The following is a 23,052-nucleotide window of genomic DNA, read 5'->3' as shown; positions in this document are numbered from 1 at the left end:
AGCAGCACGTTCATGTGCCCGGGCATCCGGCCGGCGACCGGGTGGATCGCGTACTTCACTTCCACGCCCTTGGACTCCAGCAGCGCGGCCATGTCCTTGACGGCGTGTTGGGCCTGCGCGACGGCCAGCCCGTAGCCCGGGACGACGATCACCTGGTTGGCGTAGGCCATCTGGATCGCGGCATCGGCGGCCGAGGTGGCCTTGACCGTCTTGTCGCCCGCGTCGCCGCCGCCCGGCGTCACGCCGCCGCCGCCGAACCCGCCGGCGACGATCGCCGGGATGGAACGATTCATCGCCTTGGCCATCAGGTTGGTCAGGATCGAACCGGACGCGCCGACGATCATGCCGGCGACGATCATCGCGGTGTTGTTCAGTGCCAGACCCGCCGCGGCGGCCGACAGCCCGGTCATCGCGTTGAGCAGCGAGATCACCACCGGCATGTCGGCGCCACCGATCGGCAGTACCACCATCAGGCCCAGCACACCGGCGGCGGCGAGCAGCCCGATCATCCACCACAGCGACGCCCCGCCGCTGCCCGGATGGGCGTGCAGGCCGACCTCCACCGCGGCCACGATCGCGCCGATCAGCAGCAACAGGTTGACCGGCTGTTGGGCCCTGCCCAGACCGATCGGCGCACCGGAGATGATCTCCTGCAGCTTGCCGAACGCGATGATCGAGCCCCAGAACGAGATCGACCCGATGATCGCCGCGAACAGCGACGCCACCACGATGTGCACGGTCGGCGACTCGTGATGCTGGAACGCCGAAAAGCCTTCGGTATCCATGAATTCCGCCAGCGCGATCAACGCAACGGTGCCACCGCCGACGCCGTTGAAGAACGCCACCAGCTGCGGCATCGCCGTCATCTTGGTCATCCGGGCCGGCGGAACACCGAGCACGATGCCGACCACCAGGCCGGCGACGATCAGCACCCAGGACTCGGTGTGCCGGATCTTGATCAGGGTCGCCGTCACGGCCAGTGCCATACCGACCGCGGCGATCAGGTTGCCGCGCACCGCGGTCTTGGGGCCGGTCAGGCCCATCAAGCCGTAGATGAACAGCGCGAACGAGACGACGTAGAGGCCGGTCACCAGGTAGTTCATTTGGCGACCGCCTCTGTTTCTTCGGCCTTGACGACCGGGGCCTTCTTCTTGCCCTTGAACATGCCCAGCATCCGGTCGGTGACGATGAAACCGCCGATCACGTTCAGCGTGCCGAACACCGTGGCCACGAACAGGATGATCTGCACGGCCAGCGACGGGTGCTCGACCTCGCCGAACACCACCAGCGCGCCGAGCACGACGATGCCGTGGATGGCGTTGGTGCCCGACATCAGCGGGGTGTGCAACGTGTTGGGCACTTTGGAGATCACCGCGAACCCGACGAACCCGGACAACACCAGGATCGCCAGGTTGGCGAGTAGTTCGTTGTACATCTAGGCCTCCGCCTTGTCGCGTGTGACGCATGAGTCCGCGATGACTTCGTCGTCGAAATCCGGAGCCAACGTGCCGTCTTTGACCAGCAGGTCCAGCAATGCGGTGATGTTCTTGCTGTAGAGCTCGCTGGCGTGCTCGGGCATGGTGGCCGGCAGGTTCAGCGGCGAGGCGATGGTGACGTCGTGGCGGACGACGGTCTGCCCGGGCTCGGTCAGCTCACAGTTGCCGCCGGTCTCCCCTGCCAGGTCGACGACGACGCTGCCGGGCTTCATTGCCTCGACGGCGGCTGCCGTCACCAGCTTGGGGGCCGGGCGGCCGGGGACCAGCGCCGTGGTGATCACGACGTCGAACCCGCTGATCGCTTTCTCGAGCGCCTTCTGCTGTTGGGCGCGTTCGGAGTCGGTGAGCTCGCGGGCGTACCCACCCTCGCCGGCTGCGGCCAAGTCTTCGCCGCCGAGCGACAGCCATTGCGCACCCACCGAGCGGACCTGGTCGGCCACCTCGGGCCGCACGTCATAGCCGGTGGTGCGGCCGCCGAGTCGCTTCGCCGTCGCCAACGCCTGCAGACCTGCCACGCCGACACCGAGCACCAGCACGGTGGCGGGCTTCACGGTGCCGGCCGCGGTGGTCAGCATCGGGAAGAACCGGGTGGACTCCGAGGCGGCCAGCAGCACGGCCTTGTATCCGGCGACGTTGCCCTGCGAGGACAACGCGTCCATCGCCTGCGCCCGGGATATCCGCGGGATGGCCTCCAGGGCGAACGCCTGCACGCCGGCCTGCTTGAGCGCGCTGATCGAGTTGTCGGCGCTGCGGGGAGCCAGGAAACCGATCAGCGTCTGCCCGCTCTTGAGCCGGCTGACCTCGTCGGCGGTCGGCGGCGCGACCTTAACGACGATGTCGGCCGACCACGCGTCACCGATGGTGGCTCCGGCCTCGGTGTAGAGCATGTCGGGAAGCAGCGCGCGTTCACCGGCACCCGCCTCCACGACGACCGCGACACCGCTTTTCACCAGCGGCACGATTGCCTTCGGCACCAGCGCGACCCGTCGCTCGTCGGCGCCCGACTCGGCCACCACGCCGACCGTCGTCTGCGTTTGTGTCATAGCTCCCTACCCCAGTAGACCGGCACTTACACTAACTGGTCACCAAAGTGGGAAATCCCGGCCGTATTCCTCAGTTCGGCGCGGACCGAAGTAGCGGCGTTGGGACTCCACGATCGCGACGTCGTTGATGCTGGCTTCGCGTCGGGACATCAAGCCGTCTGCGTCGAACTCCCACAGCTCGTTGCCGTAGCTGCGCCAGCACTGGCCGGACGCATCGCGGCACTCGTACTGGAATCGCACGGCGATCCGGTTGTCGTGAAAGCTCCACAGGCTCTTGCGCAGGGCGTAGTCGAGTTCGCGCTGCCACTTGCGGGTCAGGAACTCGACGATCGCCTCGCGGCCGACGACGTGCTCGTCGCGGTTACGCCATTGCGAGTCAACGGTATACGCGCGGCTGACCCGGTCCGGATCGCGGCTGTTCCACGCGTCCTCGGCGGCTTGGACCTTCTCCATGGCGGTCGCGGAAGTGAACGGCGGCAGCGGCGGGCGGGCATCGGTCATGACGTTCATCCTGCCCCCGGTGTGCCCGCGAATCGGGTGGCTTATCGTGACGGTTATGGACTTCGCGATGTCAGCCAAAGCTAGCGACTACCACCAGCGACTGAGCGAGTTCATCACCGAGAACGTCTTCCCCGCCGAAGCCGAGTACGACAAGTACCGCGGCGAAGTCGGCCCGCACGATCACACCGTTCCGCCAATAATCGAGGAACTGAAGGTCAAGGCCAAAGCCGCTGGGCTGTGGAATCTGTTCCTGCCGTCGGAATCCGGTTTGACCAACCTGGAGTACGCGCCGCTGGCCGAGCTGACCGGGTGGAGCCTGGAGATCGCACCCGAAGCGCTCAACTGCGCGGCCCCCGACACCGGCAACATGGAGACCTTGCACCTGTTCGCCACCGAAGACCAGCGCAAGCAGTGGCTGGAGCCGTTGCTGAACGGCGAGATCCGCAGCGGGTTCTCCATGACCGAGCCCGCGGTCGCCAGCAGCGACGCCCGTAACATCGAAACCTCGATCGTGCGCGACGGCGCCGACTACGTGATCAACGGCCGCAAGTGGTGGACCTCAGGTGCGGCGGACCCGCGCTGCAAGATCCTGATCGTGATGGGCCGCACCAACCCCGAGGCGGCCAGCCACCAGCAGCAGTCGATGGTGCTGGTGCCCATCGACACACCGGGGGTGACCGTGGTGCGCTCGACGACGGTCTTCGGTTACCAGGACCAGCCCGGGCACTGCGAGATCATCTACGACAACGTGCGGGTGCCGGCCACCAACCTGCTCGGCGAGGAGGGCTCGGGCTTCGCGATCGCGCAGGCGCGGCTCGGGCCGGGCCGCATCCACCACTGCATGCGCGCGCTGGGTGGAGCCGAGCGCGCGCTGGCCCTGATGGTGCACCGGGCCAACACCCGGATCGCCTTCGGCCGGCCATTGGCCGACCAGGGCATGGTTCAGCATGCAATTGCCAAGTCCCGCAACGAACTTGACCAGGCCAGGCTGTTGTGCGAGAAAGCGGCCTGGACCATCGACCAGCACGGTAACCGGGCCGCCCATCTGCTGGTCTCCCAGATCAAAGCGGTGGCCCCGCAGATGGCCTGCGACGTCATCGACCGCGCGATCCAGGTGCACGGGGCGGCCGGCGTCAGCGGGGACACCGTGCTGGCCCGGATGTACGCCTGGCAGCGCGCGATGCGCATCTTCGACGGCCCCGACGAGGTTCACCTGCGGTCCATCGCTCGCGCCGAGATCGGCCGGGAGAAGAGTGCTTTCGCCGCGGCGGTCACCTAGCGTGGTAGCCGGCGTGCGAGATTTGCAGGGGGCCTGGAACTTTCGCGACGTCGCCGACACCACCGGCGTGCTGCAGCCGGGGCGGCTGTTCCGATCCGGCGAGCTCAGCGAGCTGGGCGACGAGGGTCGCGACGAGCTGCGCCGGTTGGGCGTCAGCGATGTCGCCGACCTGCGTTCGCGCAGTGAGGTAGTGCGCCACGGGCCAGGCCTGGTCCCCGACGGCGTCGACATCCACCTGCTGCCCATCCCGGATCTCCCGCCCGACGACCTCAACCCGGACGGCGAGGCCCCGCACGAGCACGCGTTCAAGCGTCTGTTCGAAGAAAAGCCGGACGGCGAATCGGTCAGCGCCGCCGCGACCCGCTACATGGTCGAGGAATACCGCCGATTCCCCACTTATCCCGGGGCCCGGGAAGCACTGCACCGCGTCGTGACGCTGCTGGCCGACGGGCGCACGGTGCTCGCCCACTGCTTCGCCGGCAAGGACCGCACCGGCTTCACGGTCGCTCTGGTGCTCGAGGCCGCGGGCGTCGACCGCGACGCGATCGTCGCCGACTTTCTGACCAGCAACCAGGCCGTGCCGTTCTTGCGCGAGCGCATCCTCGATGCGATCCGTCGCCGCGACGACGTCGAGGCGACGCCCGAGTTGATCGCGACCACCGAGGCGCGGCTGTCCGAAGAGGTGCTCGGCGTGCGCGCGGAATACCTCGACGCGGCGCGGCGGACCATCGACGACACCTTCGGCTCGCTGGAAGGCTACTTCCGCAGCGCCGACATCACCCAAGCCGACGTGCGCCGGTTGCGCGACGCGCTGCTGGGCTGAGGCCAACGTCGAGGCCGAGGAGACGTGCGGCTGAGCAAGAGCAGGCCTGCAGAACGTCGATCTCGACGCGGGGAAGTCAACTCCCGGACCCCCGACGAACCTACGAACGAGATCACCTAATAATTGTTAAGAAAACCTGTGCGTTTCTCAGACAACAGCCCGAAAATGGAGTAGAACGTATGTCGAATACTCCGCCGTTCGGGGTCGCTCGCGTGCCCTGAAGCCCACCGCCCGAAAGGTCGCACAATGTCAGCTCGCACGCTTCGTCTCATGGGTCTGGGGATGGTCGCCACCGCCGGTGCCGGTGTGGTGAGCCTGGCGGCCCTGCTGAACCCCACCCCGGCGCACGCCGACGGCCAGGACGTCGGCCTGGTCATCGGCGGCAGCGGCACTCCCATCCCGGGTCCCGAGTACGTGGCGTCCGCCGCAGAGCACTATCTTTTCCCGACCTACGGCGAGAACATCGACTTCTACCAGGGAACCACGCCCACCACGACTGACCCCCTGGCGGGATTCGGCAACGGCCTGTTCACCCCCGAGGGCCTGTACCCCCTGACCGGGGTGAAAACCCTGCCGCTGAACTACCCGGCCGGCACCGACGGTTTCCCGTCGGGCACCACCTCGGTGGGCCAGGGCGATACGATCCTGTACAACACAATCGGGTCGGACATCGCCAACGGCGACACCTCGACGGTGTTCGGCTATTCGCAGAGCTCGACGATCTCCAGCTACGTCATGCAGCAGCTGGAAAACGCCGGCGTCCCCAAGGCCGACGTGAACTTCCTGCTGGTCGGTGACCCCAGCGCGCCCAACGGCGGTCTGCTGTCGCGCTTCGACGGTTTCGAGACCACGTCGGGCCAGACGGTCTCCGACCCGTTGAACCTGCCGAGCCTGGGCGTGTCGTTCGACAGCTCCACCCCGGCCAGCGACTACGCCACCAGCATCTACTCGATCGAATATGACGGGTTTGCCGACTTCCCGCGCTACCCGCTGAACTTCCTGGCCGACGTGAACGCGTTCCTGGGCATTGAGACGCTGCATGGCACCTACCTCAACGGCGGCAACGGGACCGACGGACTCGGAACCGGACCGTCCGCCGCTGACATCGCCCATGCGACACTGCTACCGGTCTCCTCGGCCGACACCGAGACCAGCTACCACATGATCACCACGCTCGGCGGAACGGACACCACTCCGGGAGCTGACATCACGGCGCCCTTGGTCGCGGTGCTGCCGAAACCACTCCAAGAATTGCTGGGCCCCGACCTGACCTACTTGATCAACCTCGGCTACGGCGACGGCAGCGTGGGCTATTCGACCGCGGACGCGAACGTCAACACCCCGTTCGGGCTGGCCCCCGACGTCAGTGCGTCGACGATGCTGAGCACCCTGGAAACCGACACCGCTCAAGGCTTCCACGACTTGATGAGCGGCACGGACCCCTACGCCGCTGCGACGGGCACGTCAACCGCGGCGACGCAGAGCATGGCCGAGGTCATGTCGGCGTTGTCGACCGACCTCACCAATCCGGCAACGACGCTCACCGACTTCGCCAACGCGATCTCGACCGCGTCGTCGGCGGCCTACGCCACCTTGCTGCCGACGGCCGACATCCTCAACGCGCTGACGACGAGCCTGCCCGCCTACGACTTCTCGTTGTTCTCGGCGAACATCGCCAGCGGCGACTACGCCGATGCGTTCGGCCTGCCGCTGGCGGCGGACACCGCGCTGTTCACCCTGGCCGGCGGTTTCGAACTGGAAGTCCTGCAAAGCGCAGCCACCCAAATCACCGACGCATTCTCGGGTCTGTTCTAGAAACGCCGGACACGGACGGCGCCGCCACCGTTTCGCGGTGCGGCGCCGTCCTCCGGGGGAGCGTCCCAAAGCCGCGATACGAGCTGGCCCGCACCTGCAAGCATCGACTGTGCGTCCTGGGCGTCGAGCGTGCGCCCACGGCGGGTCACAGCGGCGTGTCGCCGCCCGGGATACACACTCGACGCGCCCGCGGCGTCAGCGCGCCGCGGAGAGGTCGTCGATCAGCGGATCGAGAAGTTGGCCGCCTTCGCCGCGGAGAGGTCGTCGATCTCGCCCCAGTGCGAGGCAATGTCGTCGACCGTCGGCGGCTCGGAGAAGGTGACACCCTCGTTCTGGAACAGCGCGGTGCGCTGTACCTTGCCGCCGCCGACGATGAAGATCGAGCCGCTGTCGGGCACCTCTTCGGTGCACAGGTAGGCCACCACCGGCGCCACGAAATCCGGTGTCAGGTTCTTCAGAATCTCCGGCGGCAGGATGTCCTCGGTCATCCGGGTGGCGGCGATCGGCGCCAGCGCGTTGGCCTTGATGTTGTACTTGGCGCCTTCGGCGGCCAGCGTGTTGATCAACCCGACCAGGCCCAGCTTGGCCGCGCCGTAGTTGGCCTGACCGAAGTTGCCGAACAGCCCGCTGGTGGAGGTGGCGACGAGCACCCGGCCGTAGCTCTGCTCGCGAAAGTGCGGCCACGCGGCGCGGATGACGTTGTACCCGCCGTAGAGGTGCACCTTGAGCACGGAGTCCCAGTTTTCGAACGACATCTTGTGGAATGTGCCGTCGCGCAGGATGCCGGCGTTACTCACCACGCCGTCGACCTTGCCGAACTCGTCGAGCGCGGTCTTGATGATGTTCTCGGCGCCCTCGGTCTCGGCCACGCTGTCGTAGTTGGCGACCGCACGTCCGCCGGCGTCCTTGATTTCCTTGACCACCTCGTCGGCCATGTTGTGTCCGGCGCCGGTTCCGTCGCGGGATCCACCGAGGTCGTTGACGACGACGCTGGCACCTTCCTTGGCGAGGGTCAGCGCATACTCGCGACCCAGACCACCACCGGCTCCGGTGACGACGACAACACGATCCTGCACTCCGGGCATTACGTTCCTTTCGGTTCAGCTAATCGAGTTCGGTCGAGCTAGAACAGCCGGCGGGCCAGCTTCCACGCCTTCTCGGTGTACGGCGGGTAGATGAAGCTGGAGATGTCGGGCCGGGTCGGCTTGGTCAGCACCGACTTGCGGTGGCTGAACTCCTCGAACCCGAACTTGCCGTGGTAACCGCCCAGGCCGGACGGGCCGACACCGCCGAACGGCAGCTTGTGGGTGGCGAAGTGGAACACCAGGTGGTTGACCACCATGCCGCCCGCCGGCACCTCCTTGATCACCCGTTCCCGGACGGCCTTGGCCTTGGTGAACAAATAGGCGGCCAGCGGCTTGGGCCGGGAATTCACGAAAGTGATTGCCTCATCCAGGTTTTGGACGGTCAGCACCGGAAGGATCGGGCCGAAGATCTCGTCGGTCATCAACGGTTCGTCGACGGACGGGTCCACCACCACGGTCGGCTGGATGTTCAGCTTCGAGGCGTCCGAGCCACCGCCGATCGCGACCTTGCCCTGGGTCGCGGCCAACGCGGTGGTGAGCCGGTTGAAGTGCCGCTCGTTGACGATGCGCTTGCCGCCGCTGGTGTTCTTCGCCTCGAACGCGCTGACCGCCTTGCCGATCTCGTCGACCAACTGGTCGCGGATCGGCGCCTCGACCAACACGTAGTCGGGTGCGATGCAGATCTGGCCCGAGTTGATCAGCTTGGTCCACGCGATCCGCTTGGCCGCCACCTTGACGTCGGCGTCAGCCGAGACGATCACCGGGCTCTTGCCGCCGAGTTCGAGCGTCACCGGGGTCAGGTGCGCCGCGGCGCCCTCGTACACCTTGCGACCGATCTCGGTGCCGCCGGTGAACAGGAGGTGGTCGAAGCCCTGCGCGATCAGCTCTTGGCTGACGGCGCCGTCGCCCTCGATCACCGCGATCGCGTCGTTGTCGAGGTAGCGCGGCACCAGCTCGGCCATCAGCGCCGACGACGCGGGCGCCACTTCGGACGGCTTCAACAGCACGGTGTTGCCCGCGGCGATCGCGCCGACTGCGGGGCCCAGGGTCAGCGCGAACGGGAAATTCCAGGCGCCGATGATCAGCACGGTGCCGTACGGTTCGTACTCCACCCAGCCGCGGCCCGGCAGCTGCGACATCTCCAGCAGGTGGTGGCGGCGTTTGGCCCACTTGCCGACGTTCTTCGCCGCGTACGTGCACTCACCGGAGGTGCTGGCGACGTCGGCGAGCCACGCCTCGAACGGCGATCGGCCCAGGTCTTTGTCCAGCGCGTCGGCGATCTTGGTCTCGTTCTCGACCATCAGTTGCTTAAGCGCGTGCAGTTGCTCTTTGCGCCACTCCAGGCTTCGAGTCCGACCGGTGGCGAACGTCTGACGTAACCGCGCGACCGTCTTGGCGACGTCCGAGCCGGGAGCCTCAACAGTGGGAGCAGTGATCTCGGTAGCTTCGGTGGTCATCGGGATTCCCTTCCTCGCGAAGTACCAATCCTAATCAACCATCCGGTTGGGCAACAGGTGCTCCTGACTATTGCTCGTTGGCGTCCTCAGTCGCGTTCGGCGGTCACGAACTGCGAGAACGCCTGCCCGTCGTCGGCCGACGGCACACCCTCGACCCAGCGGTTCAGCCGGCGCATCTCGTCGTCGGAGTTCTGCGCGTCGGCCCGCCAGCCGTGCTCGTTGAGCCAGGTGGCGACGTCGGCGCGGTCGTCGTCGTGGTAGATCAGGTCCTGGATGTCGATGTTGCGCTCGATGCCCAGCGCGGCGGCCACCCGGTCGAGGCGTTCCCGCATCTCCTGACGACGCTCCTCGGCGTGATTGGCCGCGGTCTCGGCGGCGACCCGGCTACCCGGCGCGCTCAATTCGGTGATCTGGGCGAACAGCCGATCCTGGGCGTCGGCGGGCAGATACATCAGCAGTCCCTCGGCCAGCCAGGCGGTCGGCGCGGCCGGGTGCAAGCCCGCCGCCTTCAGCGCCGCCGGCCAGTCCTGACGCAGGTCGATCGCCACCTCGCGACGGTCCGCCGACGGGGTGACGCCGTGCGCCGCCAGCGTGGCCGCCTTGTACTCCAGCACCTTGGGCTGGTCGATCTCGTAGACGCGTGTGCCGGCCGGCCAATCCAGCCGGTAGGCCCGCGAGTCCAGCCCCGACGCCAGAATCACCACCTGCCGGATACCGGCGGCCACCGCACCCGTGAAGTGGGCGTCGAAGAAGTGCGTGCGCACCGCCTGGTAGCCACGCATGTGCTCGAATATCGCCGCGGCCTCGGCGTCGATCTCGGCCACCTTGTCGAGCAAGGAGCTGTCGAGCATCTTTTCCCACACCCCGGTGCCCGCCTCGCTGACCAGGATCTTCGCGTACGGGTCGCGAATCAACGGGTCGGGCTTGTCGGTTTCGGCGGCGCGGGCGGCGGCCACCATGACCGCGGTGCTACCCACGCTTTCGGTAATGTCCCAGGTGTCGTCGTGACTACGCAGCGCGCTCATCGCAGCTCCTCTTCAGTCGGTCGCGCCGAGTTGGGCGCGAAGCAGTGTCGTGGTGAAGGCCTCGTTGGCCAGATCGGCGGGAATCCCCCGGCCCAGCCGCGCCATCTCCTCGACGTTGCTGACGGCGTTGACGCGCCATCCGTGCTCGGTCAGCCAATCCGCGGCGTCGGCGCGGCCGCTCTCCTGATAGGTCAGGGTCTCGACGTCGATGTCCAGGCCGAGGCGTTCGCGCATCCGGTCGAAGCGGGCCCGCCGCGCGGCGCGACGCGCTTCGCTGTCGGCCGCGCCCAGGCTGAACGCTTCGACGGCCACCCGACTACCCGGCGCGCTGAGTCCGGTCAGGATGTCGAACAGCCGGTCCTGGGCGTCGGCCGGCAAGTACGGCAGCAGACCCTCGGCCAGCCAGGCGGTCGGCCGGCTGGGGTCGAAGCCGGCCGACGTCAGCGCGGCGGCCCAATCGTCTCGCAGGTCGACCTGAACGGTCCGACGCTGCGCCGTCGGCGCGGCACCGGCCGATTCCAGCGTGGTCGTTTTGTACGCGACCACCTGCGGCTGGTCGATCTCGTAGACGCATGTGCCGGCCGGCCAGTCGAGCCGGAAGGCCCGGGAATCCAGACCCGCGGCCAGGATGACCACCTGCCGGATACCGGCGGCCGGGCCGGTGGCCTCGGCGAAGTAGGAGTCGAAGTAATGCGTCCGCACGGCCTGGTAGTCGACGGCCAACCGGTGGGACCGCCGCCCGTGCTCGTCGTCGCCGATCCAGTCCAGCGAACTGGCCAGCCGCGCCCACGGCTGCCCCGCGGAGGAGACCAGCACATAGGCGAACTCGTCGCGGATCAGCGGGTCGCCGGATCCGGTCTCGACGGCGCGGGCCGCGGCCACGCTCAAGGCGGTGGCGCCCACGCTCTCGGTGATGTCCCAGCTATCGCCCGCGCAGCGTTTGGAGGTCGCGTCAGATACACCCGTCATAGCGCCCATATGCTACCTAACAACTTAGGCAATCTATATGGTTGTGTGCGCTACATCACTCGGAGTGTCGGCGCAGGCTGCGGGCCAGCAACAATTTCAGCTGACCGTTTACCGCGTCGAGTTCGCGCCGGGTGCCGATGAAACCGGCGTAGAACCCCACCCCCACCAACACCGCGACCAGCATCTCGGTGAGCGCCGCGGCGTCGGTGTCGGCATCCAGTTCGCCCCGCGCGACACCGTCGTTGATCACCCACAGCAGGAACGCCCGAGTAGCGCTGACCGAGTCAGCCCCGGGTCGGCTCAATTCGGGATGACGCTGCGACTCCAGTGTCGCGGCGGTCAGGAACGCCGACGCCTTCCAGTTCTCGATCTCGGCTTCCGCTGCGGCCTCGATGAAGGCCGTGACCCGGCCCGTCAACGTCGTCTCGCCGCGCGCACGTTGGGTACTCGCGGCGACGACGGCGTTGTTGGTCTCTTCGAGAACCTGGCAGTACAGGACGCGCTTGTTCGCGAAGTAGTGGTTGATCGCGGGCCGGGTCAGATCGGCCCGGATCGCAATCGCCTGGAACGTCGCAGCGTCGTAACCACGTTCGCTGAACACTTCACGAGCAGCCCGCAGAATGCGTTGACGCGTTTGGGCCGCCTTTGCTGCGGGGGGGCGACCCGGCCCCCGGCTCGCGGGCTGCACCACTCCCCGATTGTGCCATAGCTCACAGTGCCGACCCGCACAAAACTGCCCAGCCCGTTAGCCGGCCACGGTGTGCGGCATCAGCCCGTCGGGCGGAATACTGCCGAACGTGCCAGCGTGCAACACCGGCTCGCGAATCGGCCGATACCCGACGACTTACCTCCCCGTCTTCGCCGCCGCGCCCTTCTCAGTCGAGGCGCCCTCGTGCACCAGCGACCCGCCGGCGGTCTCGAGGTGGGCCCGCACGAACCACTGGAACTTCTCCAACTCGGCGGCGTGGCCGATCAGGAGGTCCTGCGTCACCGGGTCGAGTTTTTCGGTTTCCCCGATGCCCCTGCGGGTGTCCTCGATGACGCCGTTGTAGACCAGGTCGAGCGCGGCCAGGTGAGCCTGCACGGTGTCGCGGCTCACCGAATAGTCGTCCCAGGTGCGGTCTTTCAGAATCGCGCCCGGCGTGCCCTGGGGAGAGCCACCGAGCGTGGCGATCCGCTCGGCCACTTCGTCGGCGTACCCGCGCACCAGATCCACTTGCGGATCGATCATCTCGTGCACCCCGATGAAGTTGGGGCCCACCACATTCCAGTGCACATGCTTCAGCGTCAAATGCAAGTCGTTGTAGGTGCTCAGCTGCTTCTGTAGCAGGTCGGCAATTTTGGCGGCCTGCTGCTCGGTCAGGCCGGGCACGGTGAATTTACTCATTGGCGTCGAGTACCCGATGCATGCGGGGTGTAACCCGGAGAGGCGTCACAACCCGCGGATGTCCTGCAGCGGTAGGCGGGCGCCACGACGCGGCTCGTGAGCCAATCCGCTGGCTTCCAGCAACCGGACCACCCGGTGCCGGTGCGGGCGCATCGGTTCGAGGAGTTCGACCATCTCGGCGTCGTCGATCGGCCGCCCCAGAAACGTCCAGCCGATCATCTTGGGGACGTGGTAGTCGCCGACCGACAGCGCGTCGGGGTCGCCGAACGCCCGCTGTGCCGTCTCGGCCGCCGTCCAGATCCCGACGCCGGGCAGCGACATCAGCGCCTGGCGGGCCTTCTCGGCCGGCCACGAGGTGAGCCGTTCCAGCGCTGACGCCCGCTGCGCACAGCCGACGACGGTACGGGCCCGACCCGGATCGACGTTGGCGCGGTGGAATTCCCACGACGGGATGCGCCGCCACACCGCGGCCGACGGTGGCACCCGCATCCGCTCGGGCGCGGGTCCCGGGGCCGGCGTACCGAACTTGGTCACCAGCAGGCGCCAGGCCCGGAACGCGTCCTTGCCCTGGACGCGCTGCTCGAGCACCGCGGGGATCAGCGCCTCGATCACCTGATCGGTGCGGCCCAGCCGCAGATGCGGCACCCGCCGATACGCCTCCGCGACGATCGGGTCGACCGGCTCGAAACCCGACCGGTCGTCGCGGGCGCCGAGCATGGCCGGCAGCGCGTCGAGGAACTCCTGCGCCCCGGCCCCCCATGCCGTGCAGCCGACCGCGTCGGCGGCGGTCCGGCTGATCCGCGCGGTCACAGATCCGCTGCGCATCAGGCTGGTTCGCCAGATGGCGCCGTCGGCGTCGGCGTGAAAGCACGGGTCGCCGGGACCTCGGCGCAGCGGAAAGAGCGTGTTCCTGGGGCTGACCGCACTGGGGAATGTCACCGTGCGAGCGTTAGTCACCATCTGCTCCCACCGCTGCTCGATCCCGACGATGATAAATCCGGCCCGCCGTGATTGACCACCACCTGACTTTCGCGTGAGGATGACGAGGTGACCACCCCATTCGACGATCCGTCCGCCGAGTTGGCGTGGATGTTTTTGCAATGTCTGTCCGAAGGCGCCGACGTCGACGAATGCTTTGAGCTGCTCAGCGACGACTTCACCTACTGGAGCATCGTGACACGTCACGCGGTCGACAAAGCGGCGTTGCGCGACGAGGTCGATCGGCGCAAACAGCGGATCGAGCTGAACCTCGATTTCCTGCAGTGCTTCAACGACGGCGAGAGTGTCGTGATCGAGGCCGAAGCCGACGGTGAGACCAGTGACGGCGTGCGCTACAACAGCCCTGCCGTGTTCATCTTCGAAACCCGAGACGGCCTCATCACCTCGCTGCGCGAGTACAGCGACACCCAGCTGACCGCGCACGTGTTCGGTCTGGCCAGCGCCTAACCGACGGTGATCTCCGCCTTGTCGGGATAGAACGCCGCGTGGCCGGCGATCGCCGCGACCGCCGGGTAGGGCTGCTCGTAGACCCAGATGGCGTCATCGACCGTACCGCCGCCGATGGTCACGCTGTAATAGCCGGCTTCACCCTTGAAGGGGCAGTAAGTGCTGGTGTCCGTCCGCGTGAGCACGTCCTGTACTAGGTCTTTGAACGGAATATATTGCACCGCAGGATAACTGGACTCCTGCAGCTGTAGGGCTGCATTGCTGTCCGCGACAATCTCGCCGTTGACGCGAACCACCACCCGCTTCCCGGTCGGGTTGACGGTGATCGGGTGCTCGGCGGTGGGTTCCAGAACGGGCCGACTGGCCATGACGTCTCCTCACGGGTGGATAGCTGCTGCAACACTGCCGGCCGCACAAGATTCCCGACCCGGATCAACCGGCCGGCGCAAGCGTATTCTTCCATCCGTCCTCGCCGATGTCCCGCGAGTCCTGCAGGGAGTACCTGGTGTCTGCCGGCGAACGCCACTGTGATGCGGGCAGCAACTGCTCGAGGCCTTTGTGATAGCGCTTGAGCATGCCGGCGACGACTTCCAGGTTGGCGATCGTCTGCGGCAACTTGAGATACGCGGAGGATCGGACGCAAGAAGTTAGAGCGATTCCGGCTCATTCGGCCGACGCAGCGTTGCGGTTACGTCTGGCATTCTTCATGTTGGCCCAAAATCGCGCGGCCTCTCGGATCGATACCTCAACCGGCCTTGGTTCCCAACCTAATTCGCGGGTGGCCTTGCTGTGGTCGACCGGAGCTTCAGCGCGCATCATCCGCACGGACTGCATGCTGAGTTCGGCATCCGTGCCGGTCAGCCTGGCCCGAAGGCTGCCCAGCACCCCCAGCGCGTAGAGCACGGGCACTGAGATGGCCCGCCGCGGCGCCGGCACACCGGTTTCGTCGGCGGCGATCTCGACCACCTGCCGCAGCGAAATCATCTTCTCGGAGATGACGTATCGCTCGCCGTTGCGGCCCCGCTCGGCGGCCATCAGCAGTGCTTTCGCCGCGTCGTCGACACCGACGGCCTCCAACTGAATGCCGTTCATCAGGAACGGCAACTTGCCGAAGACTGCTCCCGCGATGAATGCGCCATGCGGGGTGCGGCCCCAGTCGCCGTCGCCGTAGGTCGTCGACACGCACATCGCGACGGCCGGCAAGCCCTTCTCGGCCGCGTATCGCAGCACCAAATCTTCGGCCAGCACTCGAGATTCGACATAGGGGGTCAGCTTGCGGCGGTCGATCTGCTCGGTTTCGTCCGCGACATGACCGTTCCGGCGGGCCATCGTCGCGTAGGTACTGGTGAACACGAACCGCTTCAGCGTGGCCGCGACGGGTTCTTCGACGGCGACATCCAGGACGTTGCGCAGTCCTTCGACGTTGGTGCGGTACAGCGGCGCCGGATCCTGCAGCCAGGCCCGGGTATCGACCACGCAGTAGTACACCTGTTCGCAGCCCTGCATCGCCTCGCGCGCGGTGGCCGTGTCGAAGACGTCGCCGTGGAAGCGGGTGACGTCGAGGTCGTCGATGCTGCGGGTGTTGGCGCCCCGGCGGACCATCACGCGCACGTCGGCGCCCGTCGCCACGAGTTGACGGGTGACGTGCGAGCCGAGAAAACCGTTGGCGCCGATCACCAGTCTCGGGGCGCTCATTGCCTACCTCCGTAGGTCTGCAGCCAGCAGGCCGCGTCATCGTCGAGCGTCCCGAGCTGTTCAGCTTTCTTGCACCACTTGACGCCGGCCGCCATGAAGCGCAACGGGTTGTAGATGTCTTCTTGACGAGACCAGGTGCCGTCTCCGGCGTAGGTGAGGATCGAGATGTTGGTCGCGCTGATGATCGTGCCGTCGCCGGGGTCGCGCATCGGGTTGTCGAGTTCGCAGATGACCCGCCCGCCTCCCTCGTCGATCACCGACCACAGCGACGGAAACGCCGTCATGTGGCTGCCCGGGAACGTCGACATCGTCTCGCGGATCCAGGCGCGCACCTCGTCGCGGCCCTTCATGGTGCCGGCGGCGTGCTCGATGTAGTCGACGTCCGGGGTGTAGTGCTGCACCCATTCGTCCCAGTTCTTGGTCTCGGCGGCATGCGCCACGGTCTGCTCGAAACGCGCGAACGCGGCGGCGAGTTCGGCGCGGGTAAAAACCTGGCTCACGCAAGAAACTAGAACACGTTCTATTGCAGTTTGTCGAGCAGGTGGATAATCGACAAGATGACGGACTCAACGAAGGCAATCCTGGCCGGCGGCTGCTTCTGGGGCATGCAGGATCTGATCCGCAAGCAGCCCGGCGTGGTCTCGACCAGGGTCGGCTATACCGGCGACCCGAGCGTCCCCAACGCCACCTACCGCAACCACGGCAGCCATGCCGAAGCCATCGAGATCAGCTACGACCCGGCCAAGACCGACTTCCGGGGGATTCTGGAATTCTTCTTCCAGATCCACGACCCCACCACGAAGAACCGGCAGGGCAACGACGTCGGGCCCAGCTACCGCTCGGCGATCTTCTACACTGACGAGGACCAGCACCGGATCGCGCTGGACACCATCGCCGATGTGGAAGCCTCCGGCCGGTGGCCCGGCAAGGTGGTCACCGAGGTCAGCCCGGCGGGTGACTTCTGGCAGGCCGAGCCGGAGCACCAGGATTACCTGCAGCGCTACCCGAACGGGTACACCTGCCACTTCGTCCGGCCGGGGTGGAAGTTGCCGCGACGGGCCGCCGTCGAGAGCTAGGCGGGTCGGCTCGCGAAACAGAAGCGCCGTCTCAGCGCCGACGCACCGCGATCTTTCCGCCGTCCTTCGGGGTGTAGGCGACCCCACGGGCATGCAGCTTCTCCCCTGGGGCGGAGGTGACTTCGATCGTGAAGTGACGCAACACCGTTCGCAGCACTACATCCATCTCCATGTTCGCGAACACCGCGCCCACACAGCGACGGGCACCGCCGCCATAGGGGATCCAGCCGAAGCTGGGCGGCTTGGCGCCGACGAAGCGTTGCGGGTCGAAGCGGTCCGGGTCGGCGAACAGCGCCGGGTCGCTGTGCAGCCGCGAGATGCTGACGATGATGGTGTGACCCTGCGGGATCGACCAGTCGCCCAGTTCGTAGACCGGAGAGTAGACGTGCCGGCCGATAGCGTCGATGACCGTTCTGCTGCGCTGGGTTTCCAAGATCGCGGCTTGGCGTAACTCGTTGTCTTCGGTGTCGGCCTCGGCCGCCAGCGCGGTCAGCACTCCGGGGTGCCGGCTCACCCGCTCGAATGTCCAGGCGAGCGCGGAGGCGGTGGTCTCGTGTCCAGCCGCCAGCAAAGTGAGTAGCTCGTCGCCGATGTCCCCGCGCGACATGGCCGAACCGTCCTCGTAGGTGCTGCGCAACATCAGCGCCAACACGTCGGACCGATCCTCGAAGTAGGGGTCGTTGTGTTCGTCATCGATGAGCTTGTCGATGATCGCGTCATAGCGGGCCCGCCATTCCGCCAGCCGACCCCACGGCGTGTAACGGCCATAGGTACGAGGTGGTTTGGGCAACGTCGCCAACCGTGAACCCAGCGTGACCCACGGCGGCAGGATTCGGCGCAGCTCGTCGAGCTCGGCACCCTCGGCCCCGAAGACTGCCCGCAGGATCGCGTTGAGCGTGATGCGCATCGTCGACGGCAGCGTGGCAAACGGGACACCCTCCGGCCAGCCGGCGACCTCGCGCAGCGTCTCCTCTTCGATGATCGCTTCGTAGTTCTTGATGCTCTTGCCGTGCAACGGCGGGGCCAACAGACGGCGCCGTTGACGGTGCTCGTCGCGGTCCAGCGCGAACACCGATCCCGCGCCGAGGAGCCGGCTCAGGTTCGGCTGGATGTTGCCGAGGATGTCCGGGCTGGTGGTGAACACCTGTTTGGCCAGTTGCGGGTTGGCCACCACCACCAAGGGGCCGTAGATCGGCACGTGACAGGAGAAGACGTCGCCATAGCGACGCGACAACTGGTGCACGAATTGGCGCCGGAACAGGGCAAACGTCAAGCCCTGCACAGCTTTTGGAATCCATGGACCGGGCGGCAGCGTGACGACGGACGCGGGCGACGCCACCTGATTTTCCACGGTGCTCATGATGGTCGACTCCCAACGTCGCCGCGGTACCGCGCCGTACCATGATCCTGTCCGGTACGGTACCGTCTGGTACCAGGGGCCGGCAAGGGGTTGCGTCGAAGGAGGCGCCGTGGCGACAACCATTGTTGACGATGCGACTCCGCCCGGACCCACCGCCATCGATCCGTTCCGGCAACGGCTGCTCGACGGTCTCGCGGCGGCGATCGACGAACGCGGATATCGCGCCAGCACCGTCGCCGACATCGTCCGGCACGCCCGCACCTCCAAGCGGACGTTCTACGACCAGTTCGCCGGCAAGGAGCAGTGTTTCCACGAACTGCTGCACGCCAGCGTCGAAAGCCTGGGCAACCAGATCCGCGCCGCGGTCGACCCGAAAGCCCACTGGCAGAACCAGATTCGGCAGGCCGTCGAGGCCTATGTCACTCACATCGAAGCGACGCCGGCACTCACGCTGGCCTGGATTCGCGAACTGCCGGCTCTTGACGCCGCGGCGCGTCCGTCGCAGCGGCGCAACACCCAACTGCTGACCAGCTTGCTGGTGCACCTCAGCGACACCCCGGCCATGCAAAACGCCGACATTCCACCGCTGACCCCCGCCAAAGCCGTGATCCTGGTCGGTGGACTGCGAGAACTGACGGCTCAGGTGGTCGAGGACGGCCACAGTCCGCGCGACATCGTCGAGCCGGCCGTGCAGGCATCGATCGCGCTGCTCGGGTATCGCCCCTGAGCTGGGCAGTCTGCAGCATGAAAGGCCGATCAACGCAGCGGACCGGAACCGCCTTGCGGCGGCCCCGGTCCGTTGTGCAACAGCTCAGGCTGCGACGAGTTGGCGTTCCTTCGGCTTGACCTCGCCACGGTCCTTCGGCGGCAGGGCCAACTTGAGGATCTTGCGGACAACGGTGCCGAACTGCTTGGGCAGCGATCCCGTGTTGTACGGAATGCCGTAGCGGCGGCAGATCTCCTGAACCTCGGGCGCGATCTCCGCATAGCGGTGGGCCGACATGTCCGGGAACAGGTGGTGCTCGATCTGGTGCGACAGGTGGCCGGACAGGATGTGGAAGAGCTTGCCGCCGGTCAGGTTCGCCGAACCCAGCACCTGGCGGAAGTACCACCTGCCGCGCGACTCGTCCTGCGTCTCTTCGACGCTGAATTCCTGTGTCCCGTCCGGAAAGTGACCGCAGAAGATGATCATGTACGACCACACGTTGCGCATCAGGTTGGCGGTCAGGTTTCCGGTGAAGACGAACGGGGCGAACGGGCCGGCCAGCAGCGGGAAGGCGACGTAGTCCTTGAGCGTCTGCTTGCGGGTCTTGCGCCAAATCTCCTGCAGAATCTCCTTTTTGTCCGCCAGCCGGATCTCGCCGGAGGCGATGCGTTCGGATTCCAGCTCATGCAGTGCGACCCCGTATTGGAACAGCACCATCAGCAGGAACGCATAGAGGGGGTTGCCGACAAAGTACGGCTTCCACTTCTGATCCTCGCTCATCCGCAGGATGCCGTAGCCGATGTCGCGGTCCATGCCGACGATGTTGGTGTGGGTGTGGTGCAGGTAGTTGTGCGAGTGCCGCCACTGATCGGCCGGGCACGCGCTGTCCCACTCGAATTCCTGGCCGCGGATCGACGGGTCACGCATCCAGTCGTACTGGCCGTGCATGACGTTGTGGCCGATCTCCATGTTGTCCAGGATCTTTGAGATCCCCAGCATGGCGGTGCCGGCCAGCCAGGCCGGCGGCAGGATGCCGGCCATCAGCAGGACGCGGCCACCCACTTCAAGGGTGCGCTGCGTCTTGATGACGCGACGGATGTGGTCGGCGTCGCGCTGGCCGAGGTCGGCCATCACGCGCTCTTTGATCGCGTCGAGTTCGGCGCCGAACGCGTCGGCCTGCTCGGGCGTCAAGGCGATCTTGGGCTGGGTCATCTTGGGCTGGGTCATGGCTTTTCCTTTACTGTTTTCGCCGCGACTGTGCATCTCGCGACGCGACACGCCGCTTAGCCGTCGCTGGATTCACACTCGCGCAGATCTACGGGTCTCTAGAGAGCGATGTCGACGTCGCCGACGGGGACGGATACGCAGATCTGTACGTGCTCGTCGGGGGCGGTCGACACCGCACCACTGGTCAGGTTGCGCACCACACCGCTGGTTTTGCGGCGGGTACAGGTGTGGCAGATGCCCATCCGGCATCCGCTGGCGGGATTCAGCCCGGCCGACTCGGCCTGCTCGAGCAACGAACGGCCGTCGTCGGTGACCTCAACAGCGCTGCCGGAGAACGTGACTCGCCCGCCGGACGGCTTCGTCGGGATGTCCAGCACGGGTGGTACGAAGCTTTCCGAGCGTGCGTCTGCGCTCTGCCCCCGGACGGCCTCGACCAGAGCGGCTGGGCCACAGACGAACACCGCGTCTGGCTCCGGCATGGCCGCCGCCAGGTGTTGGGCGTCGAATCGACCCTCGAGGTCGCCGCCGCCAGATCGGGTGTAGCCGTGCAGCACCCGCACGCCGGGCAGGGCGGCCAGCTCGTCGTGGTAGCAGGCCTCGGCACGGCTGCGGGCGTAGTGCACGAACGCGATCTCGCCCGCGTGGCCCTGGTTGACCAGGGTGCGCACCATCGCCATGACGGGGGTGATCCCGCTGCCGCCCGAGACGAACAGGATGCGCCGGGGGCACTGTGCCGGGAGGACGAAGTCGCCGCCCACACCGGTGAGCCCGACGACCATTCCTGGCCGCGCGTGCTTGCACAGATAGGTCGAGACCAGGCCGCCGTCGTGCTGTCCGATGGTCAGCTCGAGGTAAGCCGCACCCTCGGCATTGGCCGGTGAGTAGCACCGGGTGTGCCGGCGGCCGTCGATTTCGACGGCGAGGTTGACGTACTGCCCGGCCGTCACCGTGTCGGTGAACGCTTGATTCGGGACGAGCACCAGCGTGACGCTGCGCGGGGTGTCCCGGCGCACATCGACGATCGTGGCGCGGCCCTCGGCCCGGGTCCACGCCGGATCGACGACCTCGGTGTACCGGTCAACGCCATGCGGACCGGTGAGCAGGTTGACCAGGTCGGAACCTAGTACCCGCTGCTTCAAAGTTTGAGTGAACATGTGTATACAGTGCGCGAAGATGTTCCAGTTCGTCAAGGGTTTTACCAGCTCTGTGTTACGGTTCACACGGTGAACAGTCGTGTGCCTAGCTCACGGCCGCACCGGTCGAGCCGGTCACGCAGCCGCGAAGGACCATCCCGCGAGGAGCGCAAAGAGGCGACTCGGCGGGCGATTGTGGCCGCGGCGCTCAAGCTTCTCGACGAGCGAAGTTTCAGTGGCCTGAGCCTGCGCGAGGTCACGCGGGAAGCGGGCATCGTGCCCGGGGCGTTCTACCGCCATTTCGAGTCGATGGAAGCGCTCGGGCTGGTCCTGATCGACGAGTCGTTCCGGACCTTGCGCGACATGCTGCGCGGCGCCCGAGCCGGCAAGCTGGACCCCAACCGGGTGATCGAGTCATCGGTCGAGATCGTCGTCGCCAGCGTCACCGAACGCCGCGAGCACTGGCGCTTCATCGGGCGCGAGCGATCCAGCGGCGTGACCGTGCTGCGGTACGCGATTCGCACCGAATTCCGGCTCGTCACGTCCGAGTTGGCCACCGACCTGGCACGCTTCCCGGGTCTGACCACCTGGAGCACCGACGACCTCAACGTGCTGGCGCAGCTGTTCGTCAACTCGATGATCGTCATCGCCGAGGCGCTCGAGGACGCCCAGAGCCCCGAGGCGATCGACGAGATCCGCCAAACCGCGGTCAAGCAACTGCGGATGATCATCATCGGGATCAACGGCTGGCGCAGCAAGCCCTAAGCGCCCTCGACATTCTCCGCACAGCGCAGCAACACCTCGGCAACCGTTCGCCGGTCACGCGCCGAAACACCCTGCAGCATAACGTCCTCCACACCGAATACGGCGTCGTGTGCGGCGCCCAGGCGCCGCGATCCCAGGCGGGTCAACGCCAGTGATTGGGCGCGCCCGCGCGGCTTGGCGTCGGCGTTCTCGATCAGGCCGCCGGCCCGTAGCCCGGTCAGCATGTCCTGCAACGACTGGCGAGTCACGAAGCACAGTCGCGCCAGTTCAGCGGCCGAGGCCTCCGGATGCTCTTTCAACGCGCGCAACGTCGAATACTGGGCCATCGACAAGCCCGTCGGTTTCAGCGCGGCGTCGCATTCGCGTCGCAGCCCCTGCCGTACCCGCTTCACCAGATATCCGATCGCGCGTTCGGCCTCGGACGGTTGCATGACAGGAACCTTACACCTATCCTCGCGTCAGGAACCTGACATAAAAGGAGATTCTCAATGACCGTCATCACCGCGCACGCCGAGCACGAGACGCTGATCAATGTGTTCACCGTGCAGCCCGAAGCGGGCACGCGAACTCGCCGACCTGCTGATCACAGCCACCGACGAGGTCATGCAGCACATCGACGGGTTCATCTCGGCCAACATCCACCTCAACAGCGATGGCACCCGGGTGGTGAACTACGCGCAATGGCGCAGCGCCGAAGCGATGCACGCCATGCTGTAGAATCCGATCGCCCGCGAGCACATGGCGCACTGCGCTGAGCTGGCCAT

General features: G+C 66.6%; 26 protein-coding genes and 1 pseudogene. 8 read left to right on the top strand and 19 right to left on the bottom strand.

Translation table 11 applies throughout. The annotated features are described in order from the left end of the window. From ABDV69_RS13195 to ABDV69_RS13180, 4 genes are all read right to left on the bottom strand, one after another. On the bottom strand, nt 1–1,103 hold a 1,103-nt coding region (locus tag ABDV69_RS13195), incomplete at its 3' end, for an NAD(P)(+) transhydrogenase (Re/Si-specific) subunit beta (protein WP_343575016.1). Continuing rightward, the gene (locus tag ABDV69_RS13190) at nt 1,100–1,435 is read right to left on the bottom strand and encodes an NAD(P) transhydrogenase subunit alpha (RefSeq protein WP_343575014.1); all 336 of its coding nucleotides are present in this window, start codon (nt 1,433–1,435) and stop codon (nt 1,100–1,102) included. The genes ABDV69_RS13195 and ABDV69_RS13190, both read right to left, overlap by 4 nt. Beyond that, a complete protein-coding gene (locus tag ABDV69_RS13185) occupies nt 1,436–2,539 on the bottom strand; it encodes a Re/Si-specific NAD(P)(+) transhydrogenase subunit alpha (protein ID WP_343575011.1) in 1,104 nt (367 codons plus the stop codon). 39 nt (nt 2,540–2,578) lie between these two features. Then, nucleotides 2,579–3,040 carry a nuclear transport factor 2 family protein gene (locus ABDV69_RS13180; protein WP_343575010.1) on the bottom strand — a complete coding sequence of 154 codons (462 nt, stop codon included), beginning with the start codon at nt 3,038–3,040 and terminating at the stop codon, nt 2,579–2,581. Between the two features lie 67 nt (nt 3,041–3,107). Here ABDV69_RS13180 and ABDV69_RS13175 point away from each other — a divergent pair, with 67 nt between their 5' ends. The 3 genes from ABDV69_RS13175 to ABDV69_RS13165 all read left to right on the top strand — a co-directional run bounded on the left by ABDV69_RS13175 (nt 3,108) and on the right by ABDV69_RS13165 (nt 6,957). Continuing rightward, nucleotides 3,108–4,319, top strand: coding sequence for an acyl-CoA dehydrogenase family protein (locus tag ABDV69_RS13175; RefSeq protein WP_343575008.1), 1,212 nt, complete (start codon nt 3,108–3,110; stop codon nt 4,317–4,319). A gap of 1 nt (nt 4,320) precedes the next feature. Then, nucleotides 4,321–5,142, top strand: a complete 822-nt coding sequence (locus tag ABDV69_RS13170; protein ID WP_343575006.1) for a tyrosine-protein phosphatase — start codon at nt 4,321–4,323, stop codon at nt 5,140–5,142. A gap of 270 nt (nt 5,143–5,412) precedes the next feature. After that, a complete protein-coding gene (locus ABDV69_RS13165) occupies nt 5,413–6,957 on the top strand; it encodes a PE-PPE domain-containing protein (protein WP_343575005.1) in 1,545 nt (514 codons plus the stop codon). 221 nt (nt 6,958–7,178) lie between these two features. Here the strand turns inward: ABDV69_RS13165 and ABDV69_RS13160 are convergent, their stop codons facing one another. The 7 genes from ABDV69_RS13160 to ABDV69_RS13130 all read right to left on the bottom strand — a co-directional run bounded on the left by ABDV69_RS13160 (nt 7,179) and on the right by ABDV69_RS13130 (nt 13,840). After that, on the bottom strand, nt 7,179–8,042 hold the full coding sequence (locus tag ABDV69_RS13160) for an SDR family oxidoreductase (RefSeq protein WP_343575003.1): 864 nt from the start codon (nt 8,040–8,042) through the stop codon (nt 7,179–7,181). Between the two features lie 38 nt (nt 8,043–8,080). After that, the gene (locus ABDV69_RS13155; protein WP_343575000.1) at nt 8,081–9,499 is read right to left on the bottom strand and encodes an aldehyde dehydrogenase family protein; all 1,419 of its coding nucleotides are present in this window, start codon (nt 9,497–9,499) and stop codon (nt 8,081–8,083) included. Between the two features lie 86 nt (nt 9,500–9,585). Beyond that, nucleotides 9,586–10,524 carry a class I SAM-dependent methyltransferase gene (locus ABDV69_RS13150; protein ID WP_343574998.1) on the bottom strand — a complete coding sequence of 313 codons (939 nt, stop codon included), beginning with the start codon at nt 10,522–10,524 and terminating at the stop codon, nt 9,586–9,588. A gap of 12 nt (nt 10,525–10,536) precedes the next feature. Next, entirely contained in the window at nt 10,537–11,493 is a 957-nt protein-coding gene (locus ABDV69_RS13145) for a class I SAM-dependent methyltransferase (protein WP_343574993.1), read from the bottom strand. Nucleotides 11,494–11,548: 55 nt separating this feature from the next. Next, nucleotides 11,549–12,184 (bottom strand): helix-turn-helix domain-containing protein, encoded by a 636-nt coding sequence (locus ABDV69_RS13140; protein WP_343574991.1) that lies wholly within the window; start codon nt 12,182–12,184, stop codon nt 11,549–11,551. Between the two features lie 153 nt (nt 12,185–12,337). Next, nucleotides 12,338–12,880 (bottom strand): DNA starvation/stationary phase protection protein, encoded by a 543-nt coding sequence (locus ABDV69_RS13135; protein WP_343574989.1) that lies wholly within the window; start codon nt 12,878–12,880, stop codon nt 12,338–12,340. Between the two features lie 45 nt (nt 12,881–12,925). Continuing rightward, nucleotides 12,926–13,840: a DNA-3-methyladenine glycosylase 2 family protein gene (locus tag ABDV69_RS13130; protein WP_343574988.1), complete on the bottom strand. Its 915-nt coding sequence runs from the start codon at nt 13,838–13,840 to the stop codon at nt 12,926–12,928. A gap of 87 nt (nt 13,841–13,927) precedes the next feature. On the opposite strand from ABDV69_RS13130, the gene ABDV69_RS13125 reads away from it, so the two are divergent. After that, nucleotides 13,928–14,326 (top strand): nuclear transport factor 2 family protein, encoded by a 399-nt coding sequence (locus tag ABDV69_RS13125; protein ID WP_343574986.1) that lies wholly within the window; start codon nt 13,928–13,930, stop codon nt 14,324–14,326. On the opposite strand, the gene ABDV69_RS13120 is transcribed toward ABDV69_RS13125, so the two are convergent. The 4 genes and pseudogenes from ABDV69_RS13120 to ABDV69_RS13105 all read right to left on the bottom strand — a co-directional run bounded on the left by ABDV69_RS13120 (nt 14,323) and on the right by ABDV69_RS13105 (nt 16,521). Beyond that, nucleotides 14,323–14,694 (bottom strand): DUF427 domain-containing protein, encoded by a 372-nt coding sequence (locus ABDV69_RS13120; RefSeq protein WP_343574984.1) that lies wholly within the window; start codon nt 14,692–14,694, stop codon nt 14,323–14,325. The two genes, ABDV69_RS13125 and ABDV69_RS13120, sit on opposite strands and share 4 nt — an antisense overlap. A gap of 172 nt (nt 14,695–14,866) precedes the next feature. Next, nucleotides 14,867–14,941: pseudogene (locus ABDV69_RS13115) on the bottom strand (hypothetical protein); the annotation flags it as partial. 48 nt (nt 14,942–14,989) lie between these two features. Continuing rightward, on the bottom strand, nt 14,990–16,021 hold the full coding sequence (locus tag ABDV69_RS13110) for an NAD-dependent epimerase/dehydratase family protein (protein WP_343574983.1): 1,032 nt from the start codon (nt 16,019–16,021) through the stop codon (nt 14,990–14,992). Beyond that, nucleotides 16,018–16,521, bottom strand: coding sequence for a nuclear transport factor 2 family protein (locus ABDV69_RS13105; RefSeq protein ID WP_343574982.1), 504 nt, complete (start codon nt 16,519–16,521; stop codon nt 16,018–16,020). The genes ABDV69_RS13110 and ABDV69_RS13105 overlap by 4 nt, the downstream gene beginning before the upstream one ends. A gap of 57 nt (nt 16,522–16,578) precedes the next feature. Here ABDV69_RS13105 and msrA point away from each other — a divergent pair, with 57 nt between their 5' ends. Beyond that, nucleotides 16,579–17,097, top strand: coding sequence for a peptide-methionine (S)-S-oxide reductase MsrA (msrA, locus tag ABDV69_RS13100; protein ID WP_343574980.1), 519 nt, complete (start codon nt 16,579–16,581; stop codon nt 17,095–17,097). Between the two features lie 31 nt (nt 17,098–17,128). Here the strand turns inward: msrA and ABDV69_RS13095 are convergent, their stop codons facing one another. Then, nucleotides 17,129–18,457, bottom strand: coding sequence for a cytochrome P450 (locus tag ABDV69_RS13095; RefSeq protein WP_343574978.1), 1,329 nt, complete (start codon nt 18,455–18,457; stop codon nt 17,129–17,131). 121 nt (nt 18,458–18,578) lie between these two features. On the opposite strand from ABDV69_RS13095, the gene ABDV69_RS13090 reads away from it, so the two are divergent. Next, nucleotides 18,579–19,184, top strand: a complete 606-nt coding sequence (locus tag ABDV69_RS13090; protein WP_343575018.1) for a TetR/AcrR family transcriptional regulator — start codon at nt 18,579–18,581, stop codon at nt 19,182–19,184. Nucleotides 19,185–19,268: 84 nt separating this feature from the next. Here the strand turns inward: ABDV69_RS13090 and ABDV69_RS13085 are convergent, their stop codons facing one another. Both ABDV69_RS13085 and ABDV69_RS13080 read right to left on the bottom strand, forming a co-directional pair. Continuing rightward, on the bottom strand, nt 19,269–20,375 hold the full coding sequence (locus tag ABDV69_RS13085; RefSeq protein WP_343575017.1) for an acyl-CoA desaturase: 1,107 nt from the start codon (nt 20,373–20,375) through the stop codon (nt 19,269–19,271). A gap of 113 nt (nt 20,376–20,488) precedes the next feature. Further along, a complete protein-coding gene (locus ABDV69_RS13080) occupies nt 20,489–21,544 on the bottom strand; it encodes a ferredoxin reductase (RefSeq protein ID WP_343574976.1) in 1,056 nt (351 codons plus the stop codon). A 69-nt stretch (nt 21,545–21,613) separates the two neighbouring features. Here ABDV69_RS13080 and ABDV69_RS13075 point away from each other — a divergent pair, with 69 nt between their 5' ends. After that, nucleotides 21,614–22,288, top strand: a complete 675-nt coding sequence (locus tag ABDV69_RS13075; protein ID WP_343574975.1) for a TetR family transcriptional regulator — start codon at nt 21,614–21,616, stop codon at nt 22,286–22,288. Here ABDV69_RS13075 and ABDV69_RS13070 read toward each other — a convergent pair. Next, nucleotides 22,285–22,719, bottom strand: coding sequence for a MarR family transcriptional regulator (locus ABDV69_RS13070; protein ID WP_343574974.1), 435 nt, complete (start codon nt 22,717–22,719; stop codon nt 22,285–22,287). The two genes, ABDV69_RS13075 and ABDV69_RS13070, sit on opposite strands and share 4 nt — an antisense overlap. A gap of 100 nt (nt 22,720–22,819) precedes the next feature. Here ABDV69_RS13070 and ABDV69_RS13065 point away from each other — a divergent pair, with 100 nt between their 5' ends. After that, nucleotides 22,820–23,005, top strand: coding sequence for an antibiotic biosynthesis monooxygenase (locus ABDV69_RS13065; protein WP_343574972.1), 186 nt, complete (start codon nt 22,820–22,822; stop codon nt 23,003–23,005). Nucleotides 23,006–23,052: the final 47 nt, after the last annotated feature.

Source organism: Mycobacterium sp. (assembly GCF_039583785.1).
GTDB lineage: Bacteria > Actinomycetota > Actinomycetes > Mycobacteriales > Mycobacteriaceae > Mycobacterium.
This window is presented reverse-complemented; position numbering and strand designations above follow the sequence as displayed.